Here is a 19674-nt window from a genome sequence, read left to right as displayed (position 1 = left end):
ATCCAGTTTCGTCTAGGATCGGGCCGGCACCAGAAAGTAGCGTAGTGAATGGCGGTTGCTTGGATCGGCAACCGGGAAACGCTGGTCGAGCGCGCGGCCGCACATGCCGCCGCGCTGTTGGGGTCAAGCCGGTGCCCGGTTTTCAGCCTGGATACGGATATACACGGCACCAGGGCGGCGATCGCTCTGGCTGAGCGGGTTGGCGCGGCATATGATCATGCCGATGGCGCGGCAGTTTCCCGCGAGGCCGCCCTTTTTACCGACAAAGGCGCGATGACGGTTGCGCCCGGCGAGACGCGCCGGCGCGCCGATGTCGTGGTGATCGTCGGCGAACTCCCGCAGATCCATCATCAATTTGTCGGCGAGCTTGCCGAGACGGTTCCCGATCTCTCGGCCCCCGATCTCTCGGCCAAGAATCAGCGCGAGATCTTTCTGGTCGGGTCGAATGAAACGTCTGCGCCGCGGTTGAGCAACGGGCGGACGGCGACGCTGCTGTCCTGCGGCGAGGCAGGCCTCGGCGCGACGCTGGCGGCACTGAGGGCGCAGTGGAGGGGGCGCCAGACATCGCAGCCTGTGTCGAATTTCGACGATTTCGCCAAAGCCCTGGAGGCTGCGCATTTTCCCGTCTTCCTGTTTTCAGGCGACGCAACCGACGGGCTGGCGCTGGAGATGCTGCAAGGGCTGATCACCGATCTCAACCGCAAATCACGCGCATCCGGCCTGCATCTGCCGGCGAGCGAGAACGGATGGGGAAGCGCGCTCGCCTCGACCTGGATGACCGGTTTTCCGCTGCGCACCGGCTTTGCGCGCGGCTTCCCGGAGTTCGATCCCTGGCGTTACGATGTCGCTCGCATGATCGCTGCCGGCGAAGCCGACCTGCACCTGCGGATCTCGTCCTCGATTGTCCAGCCGAAGAAGAAAAGGAACCGCATGGCGCTGATCGCCCTGGCGAAAACGCATGAGCCGGTCGCGGGTGCTGCGGTCACCATCGCCATCGGCGAAGCGGGCGTCGATCATCAGGCGGTGGTCTATTCCAGCCGCACCGGATCGCTGCGGTCGGTCGACGCGCGCGCGGCGTCCGAACTGCCCTCCGCTGCGACCGTTGTCCGGCTGGTCGCCAGTCATGTCTCCGCCGAGGCGGCGTTGCCATGCTGACGAAAATCGCCGGCGGCGACATCATCGATCCGGTCAACGGCCGTCTCGGCAAGGGCGACCTGTGGATCAGCGACGACAAGATCGCTGCGGCGCCGGCGGCGGGCGCTGCCGACCGGACCATCGACGCTGACGGCTGCATCGTCATGGCGGGCGCCATCGACATCCATTCCCACATCGGCGGCGGCAACGTGAATACGGCACGGCTGCTGTTGCCGGAGCAGCACGCCGCGCACCAGGCGCGGCCGGCGACGACGCCGCTCTCCAATGCCGGCTGGTCGACTTTCCAGACCGGCTGCCTCTACGCCAAGATGGGTTTCACCACGGTGGTCGAGCCGGCGATGTCGCCGGGAGCCGCGCTTCACACCCATCTCGAACTGGCCGACATCCCGATCATCGACAAGGCGACGCTCGCCATTCTCGGCAACGACGATTTCCTGCTGTCGATGATCCGCGACGACGCCTCCTCAACGATGATCGAGGACTATGTCGCCTGGACGGTCGCCTCGACGCGGGCGCTTGGGGTCAAGGTGATCAATGCCGGCGCGGCGGCCGCCTTCAAGGAAAACGTCCGCACCTTCTCGCTGGACGACGTGGTGCCTTCCTATGGCGTCAGCTCGCGCAAGATCGTCAAGACGCTGCAGGCCGCCGTCGGCAGCCTCGGCGTCCCGCATCCGCTGCATGTCCATTGCAACAATCTGGGCAGCCCCGGATCGGCGGACACGGCGGCCGCGACGATCGCGGCGGCGGAAGGATTGCCGCTGCACCTCGCCCATCTCCAGTTCTATGGCTACGGCACGGAAGGCAAGCGCAGGTTTTCCTCGGCCGCGGCGCGCCTTGCCGAACTGGTCAACGCGACGCCGGAAGTCACCATCGATATCGGCCAGGTGATGTTCGGCCAGACCGTCACCATCTCCTCAGACGTCATGCGGCAGTTTTCGGCGCGTGGCAGTGCGCAGCCGAAGAAATCCGTCATTCATGACGGCGACGGCAATGGCGGCGGCATCGTGCCCTACCGCTATGGCAAGGATTTCTATGGCACGATGCAGTGGGCGATCGGGCTTGAGCTTTTTCTCCTGATCGACGATCCGTGGCGTGTCTTCTTCACCACCGATCATCCCAACGGCGCGCCCTTTACCGCCTATCCGGCCCTGTTCGAGTTGCTGATGAGCCGGGAAGCGCGCACCGAAATGATCGCCGGACTTTCACCTTCCGCCATGGCGCTCTCCACCCTGGCCGCGATCGACCGCGAATACACATTCGAGGAAATTGCCATCATGACGCGTGCGGCCCCTGCCAGGCTGCTCGGGCTGACGGACCGCGGCCATCTCGGCGCCGGCGCGACAGCCGACATCGCTGTCTACCGCAGGGACGACAATATCGCGAACATGCTGGGGCAGGCGGCGTATGTCTTCAAGGACGGCGATCTCGTCGTGCAGGACGGAGAGATCACCCACTACCGCTGGGGCAAGGCGCTCAGGCTCAATCCGTCGCCGGACAAGGCGATGCTGCGGCGCCTGGAGGATTATCACCAGCAGCGCTACGGCCTGTCGCTGGACTGGTTCGATTTCCCGGATTCGGCGGTCGCGCGCGAACAGCCATTCGGCGAGGTGGCATGCCGAACGTGAGCGTAAATGGCATAGTGATCGACGATACCTTTGCCGAGGCCTTCGGCATGCGCGCGACCGCCATCATCATCACCGCGCCGAACCGGAAATGGGCGCGCCAGGCGGCGATCACGATGACCGGCTTCGCCACCTCGGTGATCGGCTGCGGCTGCGAAGCGGCAATCGATGTCGAGCTGCCGCCATCGGCGACACCGGATGGCCGGCCCGGCTGCCGCGTGATGATTTTTGCGATGGGAACAGACGAGCTGCAGAAACAACTGCTCAATCGCGTCGGCCAGTGCGTCTTGACCTCGCCGGGTTCCGCCTGCTTCGCCGGACTGGAGGGCAGCGCCGCGTTGAAGCTCGGTTCGGCGCTGCGTTATTTCGGCGACGGCTGGCAGATCTCCAAGAAAATCGGCGGCAGGCATTTTTGGCGCGTTCCGGTCATGGACGGCGAATTCCTGTGCGAAGCAACGACCGGGCTGACCAAGGCTGCCGTCGGCGGCGGCAATTTCTTCGTCATGGCTGAAACCAGCGCCAGGGCCTTGCTCGCCGCCGAGGTCGCGGTTGCCGCGATAGGCCTGGTGCCGGGCGCGATCGTGCCGTTTCCGGGCGGCATCGCCCGTTCGGGTTCCAAGATCGGCGGTAAATACAAGGGCATGATCGCCTCGGCCAACGAAGCCTACGCGCCGACACTGCGCGGTGTCGTCAGGAGTGAGCTCGGCGCCGACATCAACGCCGTCCTGGAAATCGTCATCGACGGCGAGACCAACGATGCCGTTGCCGCGGCGATGAAGGCCGGCATCAAGGCCGTCATCGAGCTCGGGCCGAAGCGAGGCGCGGTTCGCATCAGCGCCGGCAATTACGGCGGCAAGCTCGGCAAGTTCATCTATTCGCTGAAGGATATGCTGCCGTGAAAGCGCTGACCTTCACCCTTGTCGCCGAGCCACCCGAGCGCCTTGATCTGTCGCTGTTGACGGCGGAGCGGCTTGCCGGGATCGAAAGGCGCGATTTCGAAAAGATTCGGATCGGCATGTCGAAGCATGGATCGAAGGTCGGCGATATCTTTCGCGTCGCCGGCAACAACCTGCTGGACATCGTCTTCGAAGGCGGCAGCGCGCGCCTCGACCGCGTGGCGGAAGCCATGCGGGGCGGTTCGGTTCGCGTCGTCGGCGATGCCGGCGCCCAGGCCGGGCGCGCCATGCGCGGCGGCACGCTCACCATCGAAGGCAATGCAGGCCCGCATGCCGGCTCCGGCATGCGCGGTGGCAGGCTTGAAATAACCGGCAATGCCGGCGATCACCTTGGGGCGCCGCTCGCCGGCGAACTGGCCGGCATGAATGGCGGCGTGCTGATCGTCAGGGGCAAAGCCGGCGCTTTTGCCGCCGACCGGATGCGGCGCGGCCTGATCGCGGTGCTGAAGGGCGCAGGCGACAATGCCGGCAGCCGCATGATCGCCGGCACGCTGGTGGTGGCCGGCGGCACCGGCGAGATGCCTGGCTATCTGATGCGTCGCGGTTCGATCCTGCTCGATCGCGCGCCGAAAAGCCTGTCGCCGAGTTTTGTCGAATGCGGCGCGCCGGAGAGCGTCTTCGCCGCCGTCATCGATCGCCATCTGATCGCCGAGGCTATCTTGAAACGGCCGCTGCTGGGCAACGCGCCGCAGAAATACGGCGGTGACAACGCGGTGCTTGGCATGGGTGAGGTTCTTTTCCCTCGCTGAGGCGTGCTGCTGACGCCATTGCGATTAAGCCGCCATGGCCGGCATGTCTGCTGGGTCAACGATCGTCGTTGGCAATCAGTTTCGTCAGGCAATCCCCCGCCTGGCTCTCAGGCACGCCCAGATCTCTGACACTGTCCATGTGGTTGCGGTTGGCGAGAACAAGCGACGTTACCGGCGAACCCTGCTGCAGCAGGTGCTCTTTGAATCGATCTGCCTGCTGATGGAAAGGCGGCGTCTCGTTGGCTCCGACCAGAACCATCGCTTTGGTTTGAGGATCATGCCGATGGGCAAGCGGTGTAAACCTGGCGACTTCCTCATCGGTGATTGCAATTTCGTTGGCGAGAAAGGAGTCCTGGAGCGGTTTCAAATCGTAGAGCCCGCCGAGCAGAAGGGCGGCCCGCACATTCGAAGGGCTATGCTCGCTGTTGAACAGGAACGTTGAAAGATGTGCTCCGGCCGAATGGCCGCTGACGGTGAGGTCTGCCGGGTTTCCGCCATGGTCGGCGATATGGGCCAGAACCCACTGCTTGGCGCGGCGCACCTGGTCGACGATCGTCGCCATCCTGACCTTGGGCATCAGCGCATAGTTGACGATGACGGCAATCGCGCCGGCCTGGGTAATCGTCGCTGCGACGTATGAGTAGTCGCGCTTGGAGAACATCCTCCAGTAGCCGCCATGGATAAACATGTGCACCGGCAGGCCGCTTGTTTTGCCCGGGGGAAAGAACAGGTCGATGGTTTCGGTCTGATCCGGCCCATAGGCAATGTCCGCTGTCATCGGGATGGTTGCGCGGACGGCCTCGCTGCGGTGAACGATGTCCTGGACGATTTGATCGAAATCGGCGACATGGTCGCGGATGCGGAACGGATCGTTTTGCACTCTTCCTCCGCTCAGATGCTGATGGCGAGGTATTTCGCCTCCATGAACTCGGCAATGCCGTGATGCTGGCCGCCCTCGCGGCCGAGGCCGCTCTGCTTGACCCCGCCGAACGGTGCTGCCGGATCGGACATCAAGCCGCGGTTGAGAGCGACCATCCCGGCTTCGATCCTGGATGCCACCCGCATTCCACGCGCAAGATCGCGCGTGTAGATGTAGGCGGCAAGACCGTATTCGGTGTTGTTGGCACGCACGATGATTTCGGCTTCCGTTTCGAAGCTCGAGATCGGCGCCACCGGCCCAAAAATTTCCTCGTGCGCCATCTCCGCCTCGGCCGGGACGTCGCAGAGCACGGTCGGCGGATAATAGTATCCCGTTCCCGAGCCTGCCTTGCCTCCGCACAGCACCCGCGCGCCACGGGCGACAGCATCGTTGACCAGGCGGTCGATCTTGTCGACTGCCTTCCTGGTGATCATCGGCCCGCACTCCGTGGCCGGGTCGGTGCCGGCGCCAATCGTGAATGCCGACATCCGCCTGGCGAGGCTTTCGCAAAACGCATCGTAAACGCCGGACTGGACATAGATGCGGTTTGCGGCCGTGCAGGCCTCGCCGGCGTTGCGCATCTTCGCCACCATCGCCCCATCGACCGCCGCATCGAGATCCGCGTCATCGAACACCAGGAATGGCGCGTTGCCGCCAAGTTCCATCGAACACGAAACCACGTGCTTTGCGGCCTCGGCCAGCAGGACGCGCCCGACTCCGGTCGAGCCGGTGAAGGAGAGTTTGCGCACCCGCGGATCGGCCAGCATCGCGGCCGTCACCGGGCCGGGATTGGAGGTTGTCAGAACGTTGACAACCCCTGGCGGAACACCTGCCTCCTGGTAGAGCGCGGCGAGCGCGTAGGCGGTGAGCGGGGTCTCGCTGGCCGGCTTCAAAATCACCGTGCACCCGGCAGCCAGGGCGGGCGCGATCTTGCGCGTCGCCATGGCGGCAGGAAAATTCCAGGGTGTGACAAGGACGCAGATGCCGATCGGCTCGTAGTCGACCACGATCCGGTTGGTGCCGGAAGGCGCCATCCCGAATTCGCCGGTGATGCGAACGGCTTCCTCGGCATTCCAGCGAAAGAATTCCGCAGCATAGGCGATCTCGCCACGCGCATCCCGCAGTGCCTTGCCGTTTTCCAGCGAGATCAGGGTGGCCAGCGTCTCGCAACGTTGCGTCATCAGCTCGAAGCAGCGTCTGAGGATTTCGGAACGCTTGCGGGGCGCCGTCGTGCGCCAGCCATCGGCGGCCTTGGCCGCAGCCTCGACGGCGGCCGCGGCATCTTCGATCGTCGCATCGGGAACCGCGGCGATCACCGCCTCGGTGGAAGGGTCGACGACCTGGATTTCCCTGCCGTCGGCGGATTGCCGCCATTGGCCGCCAATATACAAGCCGTGGGAGAATCTATGGAAGCCGGCAGTGTCCTGATCGTCCTCCAGCGCCTGATGAGATATGTTCATGGCCTGCTCCTCGGTTGCTCACATGACACAGGCGGCGAGGTCGCCATCATAGGCGGCCTGGATCAGGCCGCGCATGGCTGCCGGGTCGAATGGACGCGGATTGTTCTTGATGAGACGGTCGATGCCGAGCGCCTGTTCGGCCGTCCAATCGAGCTTGTCGGCGGGAAGCCCGAGCCTGGCCAGCGTAGGCGTGATCCCGATCGCTGCAAACAGCCGGCCGATCTCGTCGATCGTCGCGTCGGCCATCTCAGCGGTGCTCCGGTCCTTGCCGTCGAGACCAAGGGCAAGGCCGATCTCGGTCATCTCGGCGGCAGCGGCGGCGCAGTTGTACTTCATGACATACGGCAGCATGGTGGCGACACCCAGCCCGTGAGCGGTGTGGGTAAGGGCGCCGACCGGATATTGCACCGCGTGCGCCGCTGCCGTTCCGGCCGTTCCGAACGCACAGCCGGCCGCAAGCGCGCCCATCATCACATCGGCGCGAGCGTCCTCGTCGGTGGGGTCGCGGCAGGCCTTCTCGAGACTGCGGCCAAGCAGCTTGATCGCGAGCAGCGCAAAATGATCGGTCAGCGCGCTCTTGCCGATGAAGACATGTTGTTGCGGCAGGCTGGGGTCAGTGCCGCGCCTGGCGGCGGTAAAAGCCTCGACCGCATGGGTCAGCGCGTCTGCGCCGGCGATCGCCGTCAGTCCCGGGGGACATGTCATCGTCAGTTCCGGGTCGCAGATGGCGGCTGCCGCGATCAGATGCGGGCTGGAGATGCCTACCTTCATGGTGCGATCCGGATCGGAGATCACGGCGACGGGGGTTACTTCCGAGCCGGTGCCGGCTGTCGTTGGCACCGCGATCAGCGGCAGTGTCGGACCGGGCACCTTGAACTCGCCGTAGTAGTCCTGGAGCAGGCCGCCGTGACTGATGAGCAACGCGGCGCATTTGGCCATGTCGAGACAACTGCCGCCGCCGATGCCGATCACCATGTCGGGCGCAAACTCCCGCGCCTCCTCGACGCAGACGGCAACGGTGTCGCGCGGCACATCGGGCTGCACACGATCGTGCACCAGAACATCGATCGATGCGCCTTCGAGCGCCGCCATGATCTCGGCGAAGGCGACAGTTGCGGCAAAGCGCTCGTCCGTACAGACGAGAGCGCGATGGCCGAGCCTGGCCGCAACGGTTGCAATGACATGGCGCTGGCCCTTGCCGAAGAGGATTTCACGCGGCAGCCTTATGGCAGCGAAAAGGCTCATGGTCTTGCGTCCCTCGATGATGTGGGAGTGGAAGGCGAAAGCTCGCCGAGCTCGGTGCTAAAGGCATCCTCTATCAAATCGTATAGGATATAGGATTGTATTGAGCGAAGCATCGTGTTAGCCAGTGATCCTGTCAAGAGGCAAAGATGCAGGTCACGAACGCAAGCAATTCCCGAGAAGTCGACCCCGCCAGCGGGCGCATCCAGCGATCCACCAGCCTGGTTGAGGACGTCTATGAAGCGATCTTCGCGCAACTCATGGCGCTGAAGATCGCGCCTGGCGCACGGATCACCGTCGACAGCCTGGTCAAGGAGCTCGACGTATCCCACACGCCGATCCGTGAAGCGCTTGGCCGCCTCGAAGGCGAAGGCCTTGTGCTGAAGACACATTTGATCGGCTACCGCGCCGCGCCGCAGATAACCAGGCGCCGATTTGACGAACTCTATGAGCTTCGCCTGCTGCTCGAGCCGCATGCGGCGGCCAAAGCAGCCGCATTGATGGATGAGACGAAACTTGCGGTGCTTGAGGAGTCCGCAGGGGGCATGGCGCGCCGCGAAGGCAAGGATGAACGCCTGCGTTACTCCAACTTCGCGCGGCAGGACGCCATTTTCCACGACCGGATCATGGAATTTGCCAACAATGGCCTCGTGCGCGAGACGCTCGCGTTCCAGCATACCCACTTCCACATCTTCCGCCTGATGTTCCATTCGCGCGTCACCGAGGAAGCGCTCGACGAGCATCAGGCCATCCTGGCCGCCTTCGCCGCCTCCGACCCCGCTGCGGCGGAACAGGCGATGCGCCGTCATATCGAGCATTCCCGTGATCGTTTGTTGCCGGCGTTCGATTGAGGCTGGCACGATGTTCGTCACCGTCGGGAGCGGCGCCGTCAAGCTGAACGCACCGTCGATCAGGCAAGCAAACGCCCGGGGCGGATCGCCATTTCTGAGACCCGCGCCGCCGGGCGAGCGCAAGGCCCGCCCGCCTTCAATTCACAAGACCCTTCCCTTCACAAAACGAGGAACCGACCATGCCAGGCAAGAAAATACTGATGTTGACCGGTGAGTTTACCGAGGAATACGAGATCTTCGTCTATCAGCAGGCGATGGAGGCGGTCGGCCACATCGTCCACGTTGTCTGTCCTGACAAGAACGCCGGAGACCTGATCAAGACGTCGCTTCACGATTTCGAAGGTGACCAGACCTACACCGAAAAACCCGGCCACTATGCTTTGCTGAACAAGACCTTTTCGGAGGCGGAAAGACAGCTCGACCAGTATCATGCCGTCTATTGCGCGGGCGGCCGAGGCCCCGAGTACATCCGCACGGACAAGCGCGTGCAGGCGATCGTCCGCCATTTCCACGAAAACCAGAAGCCGATCTTTACGATCTGCCATGGCGTCCAGATCCTGATCGCCGTCGACGGCGTCGTGCGTGGCAAGAAAGTAGGTGCGCTGGCCGCCTGCGAGCCGGAAGTGACCCTCGCCGGTGGAACCTATATCGACCTGTCCCCGACCGAGGCCTATGTCGATGGAACGATGGTCTCGGCAAAGGGCTGGACGGCACTAGCCGCGTTCATCCGCGAGTGCCTGAAGGTGCTGGGGACGGAAATACGCCACACCTAAAGCGCGTCACGTTTGACCGGCCTCATGCGACGCGCTTTAGGTTGTTGTTTTTGCATGTCGTTATCGCAAAAACCGCTGCACACTTTTGCGCGACATGCTTGAGTCAATCGTCCGACGCATCCCAGACGGGATGCGTCGGCTCGCTTCAAAATTCGGCCCAAAATCCGGCTTCTTTTTGCAGTTCCTGCACTTCTGCATTTTCGGATATGATCGGATCGACCGGGCGCGCTCTCGCTCCGGTCGGGAGGCGATTGTTGAGGAACCTAGGCAACCCGCACAGGGCCACCGACGGCGTTCCGATCACACGGCGTGATCTGATTGCGGCCGCCGTTTCGGGTGCGGTCTTCGCCCCCGTTGCGCTTGGCGCCGAAGAAGAGAGTTTCAAATTCGGCCTGACGCCGGTCTTCCTCTCGAACGATCTCGAACTGCTTGGCCATCTGCGCAGCTATCTCAGCGCCAGGATCGGTGGCCGGATCGAGCTCGTGACGCGCCGCACCTATCAGGAGATCACCGCGCTGCTGGTTTCCGGCCAGATCCAGTCGGCATGGATCTGCGGCTATCCCTACGTGCAGTTCAAGGCCGATCTCGACCTTGTCGCAGCCCCGGTCTGGCACGGCAAGCCGCTCTACCAATCGTACCTGATCGCTTCGGCCGACCGTAAAGTGGATGACTGGGCCGGACTGAAAGGCGACGTCCATGCGTTCTCGGATCCTGATTCAAATTCGGGTTTTCTGGTGACGCGGGCGCTGCTTGCGGAGAACCGCCAGCTTGCCGGCAGCTTTTTCGCGCGCAGCTTTTTCACCTATGGCCACCGAAACGTCATCAGGGCCGTCGCCTCCGGCCTCGCTCAGTCGGGCAGCGTCGACGGCTATGTCTACGAGGTCATGCGTGAGACCGAGCCGGATCTGGTGAAGCAGACCAGGATCGTGCGCAAGTCGGAATGGCTGGGCTTTCCGCCAATCGCGTCGCCGAAGTCCGTCGCCAACGATCGACGCGTCAGGGCGTTGCAGCTGGCCTTGATTTCCATGCAGGACGATGCCGAGGGTCGCAAGGTCCTTGCCCTGCTTCGTCTGGACGGGTTCGTGGCAACCGGTCCGTCGCACTTCGACGCGATTGCGGCCAAGGTGGAAATCGTGAGGCAGTTCGGATGAAACTGTTTTGGCGTTTCCGATCGATTCCCGTCTCCTACCGCGTGCCGGTCCTTGTCGCTTTGCTCATGGTGGTCATCAGTGCGGCCATTTCCGAGCGCGTGCTCAGCCGGCTGTCGCGGACACAGGAAAGCTTCCTCAACGGTCTTGCCGAGACCTATCTGGACGGGCTTTCGTCAGCGGTCGTGCCGGCTGTGTTGCGGGCCGACGTCTGGGAGGTGTTCGACGCGCTCGACAGGTCCTCGGCGTCCTATAAATCGCTCGCTCCGATCGAGACCGTGGTGACCGGCTCAGACGGCAAGGTGCTCGCAGCGAGCGATCCGAACCGGATCGCGACCTATTCCGAATTATCGGCCGATTACCGCAATCGCTATGGGCCGGATGTCGTCACCATCGACGAGGCCAGGTTGACCGGGTTCGCCCACCGCGATCTCGTCTATCAGGGTCAGCCGATCGGGACCATCCACGCGACATTCGATGTTTCGCATCTCTTTGCCGAGCGCCGTGAGATCCTGGTCACCCTGCTCATTACCAATGGCGTGCTTGCAGCGTTGTTCGCGCTGGGCGGCTTCGTGCTGGTGAGGCAGATGATCGGGCCGATGCGGGTGCTGGAGGACCACATGCGCGTTGCAGCGCATGGCGCGGCCGAGCCGATCTCGTCCCGGGAAATCCCGTCCGGGGACTCCGAGGTCGCAGGCCTGTTCCGCGGCTACAACGCCCTTGTCCATGCCGAGCGTGAGCGCGCGAACCTCGCCATGCAGCTCGCCGAGGAAGAGAAGCTGTCGAGCCTCGGGCGTCTCGCTTCCGGCATGGCGCACGAGATCAACAATCCGCTTGGCGGCCTGTTCAACGCACTCGATACGTTGAAGACCCATGGCGAAACCCCCGGTGTTCGCGACACGTCGATCAGCCTGATCGAGCGCGGCCTCGCCGGCATTCGCGACGTGGTCGAGGCCGCGCTGGCGACGTATCGGCCAGAACGATCGCAGCGCCCGATGACGGCTGCCGATCTGGACGATGTCCACCTGTTGCTCAAGCCGGAATTGCGCCGCAAGCGGCAGCGGCTGGACTTTAGCGTCGCATGGAACGGTGCGCGGGAATTGCCCATCCGAGGCGGTCCCGTCCGTCAGGCAGTCCTCAACCTCCTCCTCAATGCCAGCGCGGTCACTCCGGAAGACGGGACGGTTTCGCTGACGGCGATGAGCTGGGAAGACCGGTTGCACATCGAAATTGGCGACCAGGGCACCGGAATGCCGGCCGACATCGCGGGGATCCTCATCGACCAGGATCCCGGTCCGGCCGTACGCGCGGGACGTGGTCTCGGCCTCTGGATGGTCCGCCGCGTGGTTGACGATCTCGGCGGACGTGCCAGTATCGCAGCCAAAAGAGGGGGAGGGACGGCGGTCACGCTGACAATTCCCTTCGACAGGGAGGACACCAAAGCCCATGCCGCCTGAGCGCGCCCGGATAGGCCTCGTCGAGGACGATCCCGTCATGGGCGGGTCGATCGTCCAGCGCCTCGAGCTCGAGGGCTGGCAGGTGAATTGGTGGCAGTCAGGGCGAGATGCCATCTCCGGAATTGAAGGCCTCTGCGGTTGCCTCGACCTGGTGATTTGTGACGTCCGTCTCCCGGATATTTCCGGCGAAGTGGTTTTCAGCGAGCTTGCCAACCTGCCGAATTCGCCACCCTTTGTCTTCGTGACCGGCCATGGCGAGATTGACCAGGCAGTCCGGTTGATGCGATCCGGCGCCGTCGATTTCATGACCAAGCCGTTCGCGATGGATGAATTTTTGCGGAGGATCGATGCCGCACGGCGGACAACGCATAGCCAGCTTCGTCTCAACGGCTATTTCCTCGGCGAGTCGCCGGCCATCCAGCATGCCGAAGACTTGCTGCGCCGTTACGCGGGCCACGATCTTCCGGTGCTGATCACCGGCGAGACCGGATGCGGGAAAGAAGTGGCGGCCCGCCTGCTGCATGAGGTCTCGCCTCGGCGCCTGGAGCCGTTCATCGCGGTGAACTGTGCGGCGATCCCGGCCGAACTGCTGGAAAGCGAGATCTTCGGTCACGAAAAAGGGGCGTTTACCGGGGCGCAGCAGCGGCATCTCGGATACGCCGAACGGGCCGGAAAAGGCACGTTGTTCCTGGACGAGATCGGCGACATGCCAATGCCGCTTCAGGCAAAACTGCTCAGGCTCATTGAGGATGGCAGTTTCAATCGCGTCGGCGGCGAGACGCCCTGCACGTTTGGCGCACGGGTGGTTTCCGCCACGCATCGCGACCTTGGCCAACGCGATGGGCGGTCGAGCTTCCGCGAAGATCTGTATTTTCGACTCGCGGTCCTGCCGGTGACGATTCCACCGCTGCGCGAGCGGCATGAGGACATTACCTGGCTGCTCGAGAGGTTCCTTGAAAACGCAGCGACCCGATCCGATACCCGGATCCGGGGTTTCAGCGCGCTGGCCGAGGAGGCCGCACTCGCCTATCCCTGGCCCGGAAATGTGCGGGAGCTCAGAAACCGCGTCGAGCGGGCGGTGGCGTTGTCGACCAGTGAATGGATCATGCCCGGCGACCTGTTCCCGGAGCGCACAGCAAAACCCGCAAGTGCTGCATTCGTGCCGCTGGCCGATGTTCGCGATGCCGCGGAGCGGCGGCAGATAGAGCGGGCGCTGGACGAAACCGGCGGTCAAATCGCAAAAGCAGCCGGGTTGCTGGCGATCTCGCGAACGACGCTTTGGGAGAAGATGACGCGGCTCGGCGTTGCCGATCGGGCGCGTTCGACTTCCTGAACCTTCGGCAGTGCAGCATGTCCAGATTTCCGAACATGCAGGCCGCTTGGTGCTGGCTTTCCAGCAGTTTCTCCAATGCATGTCGCGCAAAAGTGCGCAGCGGTTTTGCGGCAACGATATGCATAAAAACAAGAACTTGAAGCGCGTCGCATGAATCCGTTCAATGCGACGCGCTTCAATCAAACCGGCGGCTTCTCCGGTTGGCACAGGCGTTGCAAGACCGCTTGCGCGATTTCGCCAATGGGAGGAATGCATGGATCGCTGCAACAGGCTGGTCGACGTCGGCCGCCGTCAATTCTTGAGGGGAGGGGCATTCGCCGCCGCCGGCGTGGCCACCGCGGTGGCGCTGCCGGCACAAGCCGAGACCAAGGCTGCACCCGGTCTGGCGCTGGTCGAATACCCGTCGAACAAGCTGGCCAATATTGCCGATTTGAAGCCGAACGAGCCTTTCGATGTCGGCTACCCCGATGAGAACGCGCCCGGTGTGCTGCTGAAGCTTGGAATGAAAGTGGAAGGCGGCGCCGGCCCTGACGGCGACATCGTCGGCTTCTCGACCATCTGCCCGCACAAGGGCTTCCCGCTCAACTACAATGCCGACGACCACTCGTTCAATTGCCCCGGCCATTATTCGCGCTTCGACGCGGATGCCGGCGGGCAACAGATCTGGGGGCAGTCGACCGCCAACCTGCCGCAATATGCGCTCCGCATCGACGACAAGGGCGACATCTATGCCGAGGGCCTGGACGAGCTGCTCTACGGCCGTCTGAGCAACGTGCTTTAAGGGAGGATCGGATCATGGCCTACAAACGTCACATCGACCGCCTGCCGATCATTCCGGCGGATGCCAAGAAGCACAACGTCACCTGCCACTATTGCATCGTCGGCTGCGGCTATCACGCCTACACCTGGCCGACCAACAAGCAGGGCGGCACCGATGCCGCCTCGAATGTGTTCGGCGTCGATCTCGCCGAGCAGCAGGGTGCCGAGACCGACGCCTGGTACGCGCCGTCGATGTACAACATCGTCAAGCAGGACGGCAAGGACGTCCACATCGTCATCAAGCCGGACCACGACTGCGAAGTGAATTCCGGCCTCGGCTCGGTGCGCGGCGCCCGCATGGGCGAGCTGCGTTACTCGACCGCCCGCGGCTCGCAGCAGCAACGTCTCACCGATCCAATGGTCTGGCGCTACGGCCAGATGCAACCGACCTCCTGGGAAGATGCCCTCGATCTCGTTGCTCGTGTCACCGCCGCCGTCGTCAAGGATCAGGGCGAGGATGGGCTGTTCGTCTCCGTTTTCGATCACGGCGGTTCGGCCGGCGGCTACGAAAACACCTGGGGCACCGGAAAACTCTATTTCGGCTCGATGAAGGTGAAGAACATCCGCATCCACAACAGGCCGGCCTACAATTCCGAAGTCCATGCGACCCGCGACATGGGCGTCGGTGAGCTGAACAACTGCTACGAGGATGCCGAACTCGCCGATACGCTTGTCTCGGTCGGCAACAATCCGTTGGAGACGCAGACCAACTATTTCCTCAACCACTGGGTCCCGAACCTGCGCGGCACCTCGATGCAGAAAAAACAGGCGCAGCTTCCGGACGAACCGCATGCCAAGGCACGCATTATCTTCGTCGATCCGCGCCGCACCGTATCGGTCAATGCGGCCGAGGCCGAAGCCGGCAAGGAAAACCTCATGCACCTTGCCATCAATTCCGGCACCGACATGGTGCTGTTCAATGCCTGGCTGACCGAGATTGCCGACAAAGGCTGGATCGACAAGGCCTTCATCGACGCGTCGACCAAAGATTTCGACAAGGCGCTCGCCGCCAACAAGACCACGCTTGAAGATGCTGCGAAAATCACCGGGCTGACCGTCGACCAGATCCGTCAGTCGGCGGCATGGATCGCCGAGCCCAAGGACGGTAAGCGTCGACGCACCATGTTCGCCTACGAGAAGGGCCTGATCTGGGGCAACGACAATTATCGCACCAATGCCGCGCTGGTGAACGTCGCGCTCGCCACCGGCAATGTCGGTCGCGAGGGCGGCGGCTGCGTGCGCATGGGCGGCCACCAGGAAGGCTATGTCCGTCCCTCCGACGCGCATGTCGGCCGACCTGCCGCCTATGTCGACAAGCTGCTGATCGAGGGCAAGGGCGGCGTTCATCACATCTGGGCCTGCGACCATTACAAGACCACGCTGAACGCCCACCAGTTCAACATGGTCTACAAGAAGCGCACCGACATCGTGAAGGATGCGATGAGCAAGGTGCCGTATGGCGACCGGCAGGCGATGGTCGAAGCCATCCTGGCCGCCATCAAGGCCGGCGGACTGTTCTCGGTCGACGTCGACATCATCCCGTCCAAGATCGGCGCGGCGAGCCATGTCTGGCTGCCGGCGGCCGAGTCGGGCGAAATGAACCTGACGTCGATGAACGGCGAGCGACGCATGCGGCTGGTCGAGCGCTACATGGACCCGCCCGGCAACGCCAGGCCGGACTGTCTCATCGCCGCCGGGCTTGCCCAGCACATGGAGAAGGTGCTGCGCGAAATGGGCGACAATGCCTATGCCGACCAGTTCAAGGGTTACGACTGGAAGACCGAGGAAGACGCCTTCATGGACGGCTACAACAAAAATGCCGGAGGCGGCGAATTCGTCACCTATGAGCGTCTGAAGGCAATGGGCAACAACGGCTTCCAGGAGCCCGCTACCGGTTTCGAAGACGGCAAGATCGTCGGCACCAAGCGTCTTTATACCGACGGCAAGTTCGGCACAAAGGACGGCAAGGCGACCTTCATGGAAGCGCAATGGCGCGGCCTGCAGGCGCCGGGCAAGGAGGAGCAGAAGAAGAACAACAAGTACCTCATCAACAACGGGCGCGCCAACCAGGTCTGGCAGAATGCCTTTTTGGACCAGGAGAGCGAATTCGTGATGGACCGCTGGCCCTATCCGTTCATCGAGATGAGCCCGGACGACATGAGCGAACTCGGCGTGAACAACGGCGACCTCGTCGAGGTCTACAACGAGAGCGGCTCGACCCAGGCGATGGTCTACCCGACGCCGAGCGCCAGGAAGGGCGAGACCTTCATGCTGTTCGGATTCCCGACCGGCGTGCAGGGCAACGTCATCAATGCCGGCACCAATGAGCTGATCCTGCCGAACTACAAGCAGACCTGGGCGAACATCCGCAAAATCTCGGATGCCCCGGAAGGCGTGAAGCACCTGTCGTTCAAGTCGCAGGAGTATCAGGCCGGCTGAGGTGGCCCTCCCAAGCCCCATCTGGCTGTCGAGGCCGCCGACCAATGCCATCAGGCAGCGGCGGCCTCGAGCTTCTCCTCGGGACTGCCGAGGGCTGGGACCCGAGACTCGGAGCTGCGCAAACCCCGTGCGATCGCCAGGCAGACGTCACGGCTGGGTCTGGCGCGTGGCGGCCGCCAGTGCGTCAATGTCGTCGTAGAGCGCCTGGCTGTGATGGTAGAGCTGCTCGAAAACCGGTTGGGTGCGCTTGTAGGTCTCGGCCCATCCGGGGTCCGGCAGCATTTCGGCGCCGTAGCTCACGAAGCGCTCGGCCGCCTGGTCGACGCGCGAGAAGCGGCCTGTCGCCGTCGCGGCCATCGCGGCACAGCCGACAATGCCGCATTCGGGCTCCCGCGGGACCAGGATCGGAATGTTGAAGGCACTGGCCTTGATCTTCAGCCAGAGTTCGGTGCGCGCCCCGCCACCCGCAGCGATAACGCGCTCCAGCGGCCTGTTTGACGCGTGTTCCATGATGCGGATGTGGCGCGTCATGGCAAAGGCGATGCCTTCCAGGATCGAGCGGTGCAAATGCTCCATGCCATGCCCGGCGCCCAATCCGAAGAACTGTGCGCGGGCGTTGCGATGGCGCCCCAGGCGTTCGCCGGTGAGAAAGGGCATGAAGAGCAGCGCGTCGCAACCGGCCGGCGCCTCGGCGGCGCGGGCGACGATCTCGTCGTAGGACAGCGCGTTGCCGTGGAAGGCGCGGCGTGCCCAGCGCATGCCGTCGCCGCCGGTCTCCAGCAGCACGAATTGCGCCCAGTTGCCTTCGATCGTCGCAACGTTCGAGATTTCCGGGTCAAGCAGCGGCCTCTCTGCGATCACCGTGATGATGGCGCCCGTGCCGGTGCTGTCGGAACCCATTCCCGGCCGACAGGCGCCTGAGCCGAGCAGTGCCACCGGATAGTCGGCACCACCGACCAGCACCGGGGTTCCAGAGCGCAGGCCGGTGTCGAGCGCCGCCTGTTCGGTGACGTGGCCGACGACATCGAGCGAGTTGCGGATCGGCGGCAGCTTGGCGGCGTCAAGACCCATGCGCTCGATCATCACCGGCGACCAGTCGAGCCGCTCCGGGTTCATCAGGAAGCTGCAGGACGCGTCGCCTGTATCCATGGCGATCTCGCCGGTCAGCCGGTAGTTGATGTAATCCTTCGGCATGATGGCGACTGCGCTGCGGGCGTATGCGGCGGGATCGTTGTCTCGGACCCATTGCAGTTTGAAGCCCGGCCATGCCGGGGTCGGCGTGTTGCCGCTTTCGGGCAGGTAGCTGTCCGGCTGGTTCGCTTGCTCGAAGCGACGGACGAGATCGACGGTGCGCTTGTCGTTCCAGAGCGGTGCCGTGTCGCGCGTCAGCGCACCGTGCGCGTCGAGCAGGACCAGCCCGTGCATCTGCCCGCAGACGCAGATGGCAGAGATGTTTTCGCGGGCGCTTTCGACGCGGTCCAGCACCGTCTTGACGCTGGCTCGCGCACCCTCCCACCAGTCGAGTGGCCGCTGTTCGGCCCAGCCGAATTCCGGCACGATCTGGTCGTGCTCGCGCGACGCAAGCTCGAGGATCTTGCCGGCGACATCGATCAGTGCGGCGCGGACGCTGCCGGTGCCGACGTCGATGGCGAGGAAAAGCTCGCCGCTCATTTCGGAAGAGTCCTGAGATGGGCAAACATGTGATCCTCTGTCTATCGGTCAGAGCGAGCGCGGCGTGACGAGACCCACGGCATCAGCCTTTCGCCGCTTCGATGGCGATGCGCGACATCTCGTCGAAATCCGGTCCCGACACCGGGATCGCGATGTCGAAGACCTCTGCGATCACCTGCGTCCAGCCATGCAGGAAATATGTCCAACCATCCTCGATCTGCAACTGCTGTCGGGCCTGCTGCCGCCTTGCCTGGTCGAGGAAGATCAGGTCGCCGCGATAGTTGAGATCCCAGGCAATGCCGCGCTTGGGGAACACGCCGTCATCGGTAATCGGCGAGCCGGGCGCGTCCTTGCCAAGTCCGGTCGCGTTGATCACCAGCGATCCTGGTTTCAGCGCCGCCAACGTCTCGTCATTGATCTCTGGTCGGTCCGCCAGGACATATTCGAGCTCGACCGCCGACGTCATGTCTCTGTGGATGCGACCGATTTCATCGAGACGCGGCTGCGAAAGGTCGCTGACAATGATGCGCGAAGGCAAGTCGGCGCCACGTTGCTTGCGCATCAGGTGCCAGGTGATCGCTATCGTCGATCCGCCGGCGCCCATCGACAGGACCTCCGCGCCGGTGTCCGCAAAATATCCCGCCGGAATGAAACCGTCTATCGCAAGGCCCGAAGAGATCGGATCCTTGGCATGGCAGACGAGTTTTCCGCCCCGCTTCGACAGGCAACTGGTCTCGTGCATCAGGCGGGCGTGCGGATCGATCACATCGAACAGGTCGCGCGCTGCGTTGAAAAGATCGATCTTGTGCGTGGTGACGAGCGCGCCAAGCGACTGCGGGTCGGATTTTATGAAGGAGACGACCTCACGGTAGGCCTCCGGATCAGCATGGAGTGAAAAGTCGATGCCCCTGAGAACCGCATCCTTGAGAACCGCTTCCTTCAGCCCGAGGTGGCGCGCCCATGCGGGGAAAACCCGCATGATCGAGCTGCTCGTCGTCGTGACGCCGATAAAGTAGAATGTCGGCTGGGTGGCCGGCCGATAGCGGCTCATTCGCCATTCTCCCGGATTTTCTCCGCGCG

Annotated in this window: 16 protein-coding genes; 11 read left to right on the top strand and 5 right to left on the bottom strand. The window is 63.5% G+C overall.

The window, feature by feature from the left end; translation table 11 throughout:
* Positions 1 to 48 precede the first annotated feature (48 nt).
* The 4 genes from BLT09_RS22215 to BLT09_RS22200 are packed head-to-tail and all read left to right on the top strand — an operon-like array spanning position 49 to position 4482.
* Positions 49 to 1155: a molybdopterin-binding domain-containing protein gene (locus tag BLT09_RS22215; protein WP_091596716.1), complete on the top strand. Its 1107-nt coding sequence runs from the start codon at positions 49 to 51 to the stop codon at positions 1153 to 1155.
* Complete coding sequence (locus BLT09_RS22210; protein WP_091596713.1) at positions 1149 to 2780, top strand: formylmethanofuran dehydrogenase subunit A; 1632 nt, start codon at positions 1149 to 1151, stop codon at positions 2778 to 2780. The genes BLT09_RS22215 and BLT09_RS22210 overlap by 7 nt, the downstream gene beginning before the upstream one ends.
* The gene (gene fhcD / locus BLT09_RS22205) at positions 2768 to 3676 is read left to right on the top strand and encodes a formylmethanofuran--tetrahydromethanopterin N-formyltransferase (protein ID WP_029350418.1); all 909 of its coding nucleotides are present in this window, start codon (positions 2768 to 2770) and stop codon (positions 3674 to 3676) included. The genes BLT09_RS22210 and fhcD overlap by 13 nt, the downstream gene beginning before the upstream one ends.
* Complete coding sequence (locus BLT09_RS22200) at positions 3673 to 4482, top strand: formylmethanofuran dehydrogenase subunit C (protein WP_091596709.1); 810 nt, start codon at positions 3673 to 3675, stop codon at positions 4480 to 4482. Before fhcD ends, BLT09_RS22200 begins: the two co-directional genes overlap by 4 nt.
* Positions 4483 to 4537: 55 nt before the next feature.
* On the opposite strand, the gene BLT09_RS22195 is transcribed toward BLT09_RS22200, so the two are convergent.
* Genes BLT09_RS22195 through BLT09_RS22185 form a run of 3 tightly spaced genes read right to left on the bottom strand, consistent with a single transcriptional unit; the run spans position 4538 to position 8106 of the window.
* The gene (locus tag BLT09_RS22195) at positions 4538 to 5362 is read right to left on the bottom strand and encodes an alpha/beta hydrolase (protein WP_091596706.1); all 825 of its coding nucleotides are present in this window, start codon (positions 5360 to 5362) and stop codon (positions 4538 to 4540) included.
* 11 nt (positions 5363 to 5373) lie between these two features.
* Positions 5374 to 6861 carry an NAD-dependent succinate-semialdehyde dehydrogenase gene (locus tag BLT09_RS22190; protein WP_091596703.1) on the bottom strand — a complete coding sequence of 496 codons (1488 nt, stop codon included), beginning with the start codon at positions 6859 to 6861 and terminating at the stop codon, positions 5374 to 5376.
* An 18-nt stretch (positions 6862 to 6879) separates the two neighbouring features.
* Positions 6880 to 8106 carry an iron-containing alcohol dehydrogenase gene (locus BLT09_RS22185; RefSeq protein ID WP_091596700.1) on the bottom strand — a complete coding sequence of 409 codons (1227 nt, stop codon included), beginning with the start codon at positions 8104 to 8106 and terminating at the stop codon, positions 6880 to 6882.
* A gap of 146 nt (positions 8107 to 8252) precedes the next feature.
* Between BLT09_RS22185 and BLT09_RS22180 the strand changes: the two genes are divergently transcribed.
* From BLT09_RS22180 to BLT09_RS22150, 7 genes are all read left to right on the top strand, one after another.
* Positions 8253 to 8954 (top strand): GntR family transcriptional regulator, encoded by a 702-nt coding sequence (locus BLT09_RS22180; protein ID WP_091596697.1) that lies wholly within the window; start codon positions 8253 to 8255, stop codon positions 8952 to 8954.
* 179 nt (positions 8955 to 9133) lie between these two features.
* A complete protein-coding gene (locus BLT09_RS22175) occupies positions 9134 to 9727 on the top strand; it encodes a DJ-1/PfpI family protein (RefSeq protein WP_091596695.1) in 594 nt (197 codons plus the stop codon).
* 254 nt (positions 9728 to 9981) lie between these two features.
* Positions 9982 to 10878: a substrate-binding domain-containing protein gene (locus BLT09_RS22170; protein WP_236473707.1), complete on the top strand. Its 897-nt coding sequence runs from the start codon at positions 9982 to 9984 to the stop codon at positions 10876 to 10878.
* Positions 10875 to 12332: a sensor histidine kinase gene (locus tag BLT09_RS22165; protein ID WP_091596689.1), complete on the top strand. Its 1458-nt coding sequence runs from the start codon at positions 10875 to 10877 to the stop codon at positions 12330 to 12332. The genes BLT09_RS22170 and BLT09_RS22165 overlap by 4 nt, the downstream gene beginning before the upstream one ends.
* The gene (locus BLT09_RS22160; protein WP_091596685.1) at positions 12322 to 13665 is read left to right on the top strand and encodes a sigma-54-dependent transcriptional regulator; all 1344 of its coding nucleotides are present in this window, start codon (positions 12322 to 12324) and stop codon (positions 13663 to 13665) included. The genes BLT09_RS22165 and BLT09_RS22160 overlap by 11 nt, the downstream gene beginning before the upstream one ends.
* 253 nt (positions 13666 to 13918) lie before the next feature.
* Entirely contained in the window at positions 13919 to 14446 is a 528-nt protein-coding gene (locus tag BLT09_RS22155; protein WP_091596682.1) for an arsenate reductase (azurin) small subunit, read from the top strand.
* 14 nt (positions 14447 to 14460) lie between these two features.
* The gene (locus tag BLT09_RS22150; RefSeq protein WP_091596681.1) at positions 14461 to 16923 is read left to right on the top strand and encodes an arsenate reductase (azurin) large subunit; all 2463 of its coding nucleotides are present in this window, start codon (positions 14461 to 14463) and stop codon (positions 16921 to 16923) included.
* 147 nt (positions 16924 to 17070) lie between these two features.
* On the opposite strand, the gene BLT09_RS22145 is transcribed toward BLT09_RS22150, so the two are convergent.
* Both BLT09_RS22145 and BLT09_RS22140 read right to left on the bottom strand, forming a co-directional pair.
* A complete protein-coding gene (locus BLT09_RS22145; protein ID WP_091596678.1) occupies positions 17071 to 18594 on the bottom strand; it encodes a xylulokinase in 1524 nt (507 codons plus the stop codon).
* A gap of 82 nt (positions 18595 to 18676) precedes the next feature.
* Complete coding sequence (locus tag BLT09_RS22140; RefSeq protein ID WP_091596676.1) at positions 18677 to 19645, bottom strand: shikimate dehydrogenase; 969 nt, start codon at positions 19643 to 19645, stop codon at positions 18677 to 18679.
* Between the last annotated feature and the right edge of the window lie 29 nt (positions 19646 to 19674).

This window comes from Mesorhizobium muleiense (genome assembly GCF_900099905.1).
Taxonomy (GTDB): domain Bacteria; phylum Pseudomonadota; class Alphaproteobacteria; order Rhizobiales; family Rhizobiaceae; genus Mesorhizobium; species Mesorhizobium muleiense.
Note: the sequence above shows the minus strand (reverse complement) of the source record. Positions and strands in the feature narration are given on the sequence as shown.

Bases quoted from the DNA above. Each gene is read 5' to 3' on its own strand.
- BLT09_RS22215 (WP_091596716.1), top strand. From the start codon at position 49: ATGGCGGTTGCTTGGATCGGCAACCGGGAAACGCTGGTCGAGCGCGCG.
- BLT09_RS22210 (WP_091596713.1), top strand. From the start codon at position 1,149: ATGCTGACGAAAATCGCCGGCGGCGACATCATCGATCCGGTCAACGGC.
- fhcD (WP_029350418.1), top strand. From the start codon at position 2,768: ATGCCGAACGTGAGCGTAAATGGCATAGTGATCGACGATACCTTTGCC.
- BLT09_RS22190 (WP_091596703.1), bottom strand. From the start codon at position 6,861: ATGAACATATCTCATCAGGCGCTGGAGGACGATCAGGACACTGCCGGC.
- BLT09_RS22185 (WP_091596700.1), bottom strand. From the start codon at position 8,106: ATGAGCCTTTTCGCTGCCATAAGGCTGCCGCGTGAAATCCTCTTCGGC.
- BLT09_RS22180 (WP_091596697.1), top strand. From the start codon at position 8,253: ATGCAGGTCACGAACGCAAGCAATTCCCGAGAAGTCGACCCCGCCAGC.
- BLT09_RS22175 (WP_091596695.1), top strand. From the start codon at position 9,134: ATGCCAGGCAAGAAAATACTGATGTTGACCGGTGAGTTTACCGAGGAA.
- BLT09_RS22165 (WP_091596689.1), top strand. From the start codon at position 10,875: ATGAAACTGTTTTGGCGTTTCCGATCGATTCCCGTCTCCTACCGCGTG.
- BLT09_RS22160 (WP_091596685.1), top strand. From the start codon at position 12,322: ATGCCGCCTGAGCGCGCCCGGATAGGCCTCGTCGAGGACGATCCCGTC.
- BLT09_RS22155 (WP_091596682.1), top strand. From the start codon at position 13,919: ATGGATCGCTGCAACAGGCTGGTCGACGTCGGCCGCCGTCAATTCTTG.
- BLT09_RS22150 (WP_091596681.1), top strand. From the start codon at position 14,461: ATGGCCTACAAACGTCACATCGACCGCCTGCCGATCATTCCGGCGGAT.
- BLT09_RS22145 (WP_091596678.1), bottom strand. From the start codon at position 18,594: ATGAGCGGCGAGCTTTTCCTCGCCATCGACGTCGGCACCGGCAGCGTC.
- BLT09_RS22140 (WP_091596676.1), bottom strand. From the start codon at position 19,645: ATGAGCCGCTATCGGCCGGCCACCCAGCCGACATTCTACTTTATCGGC.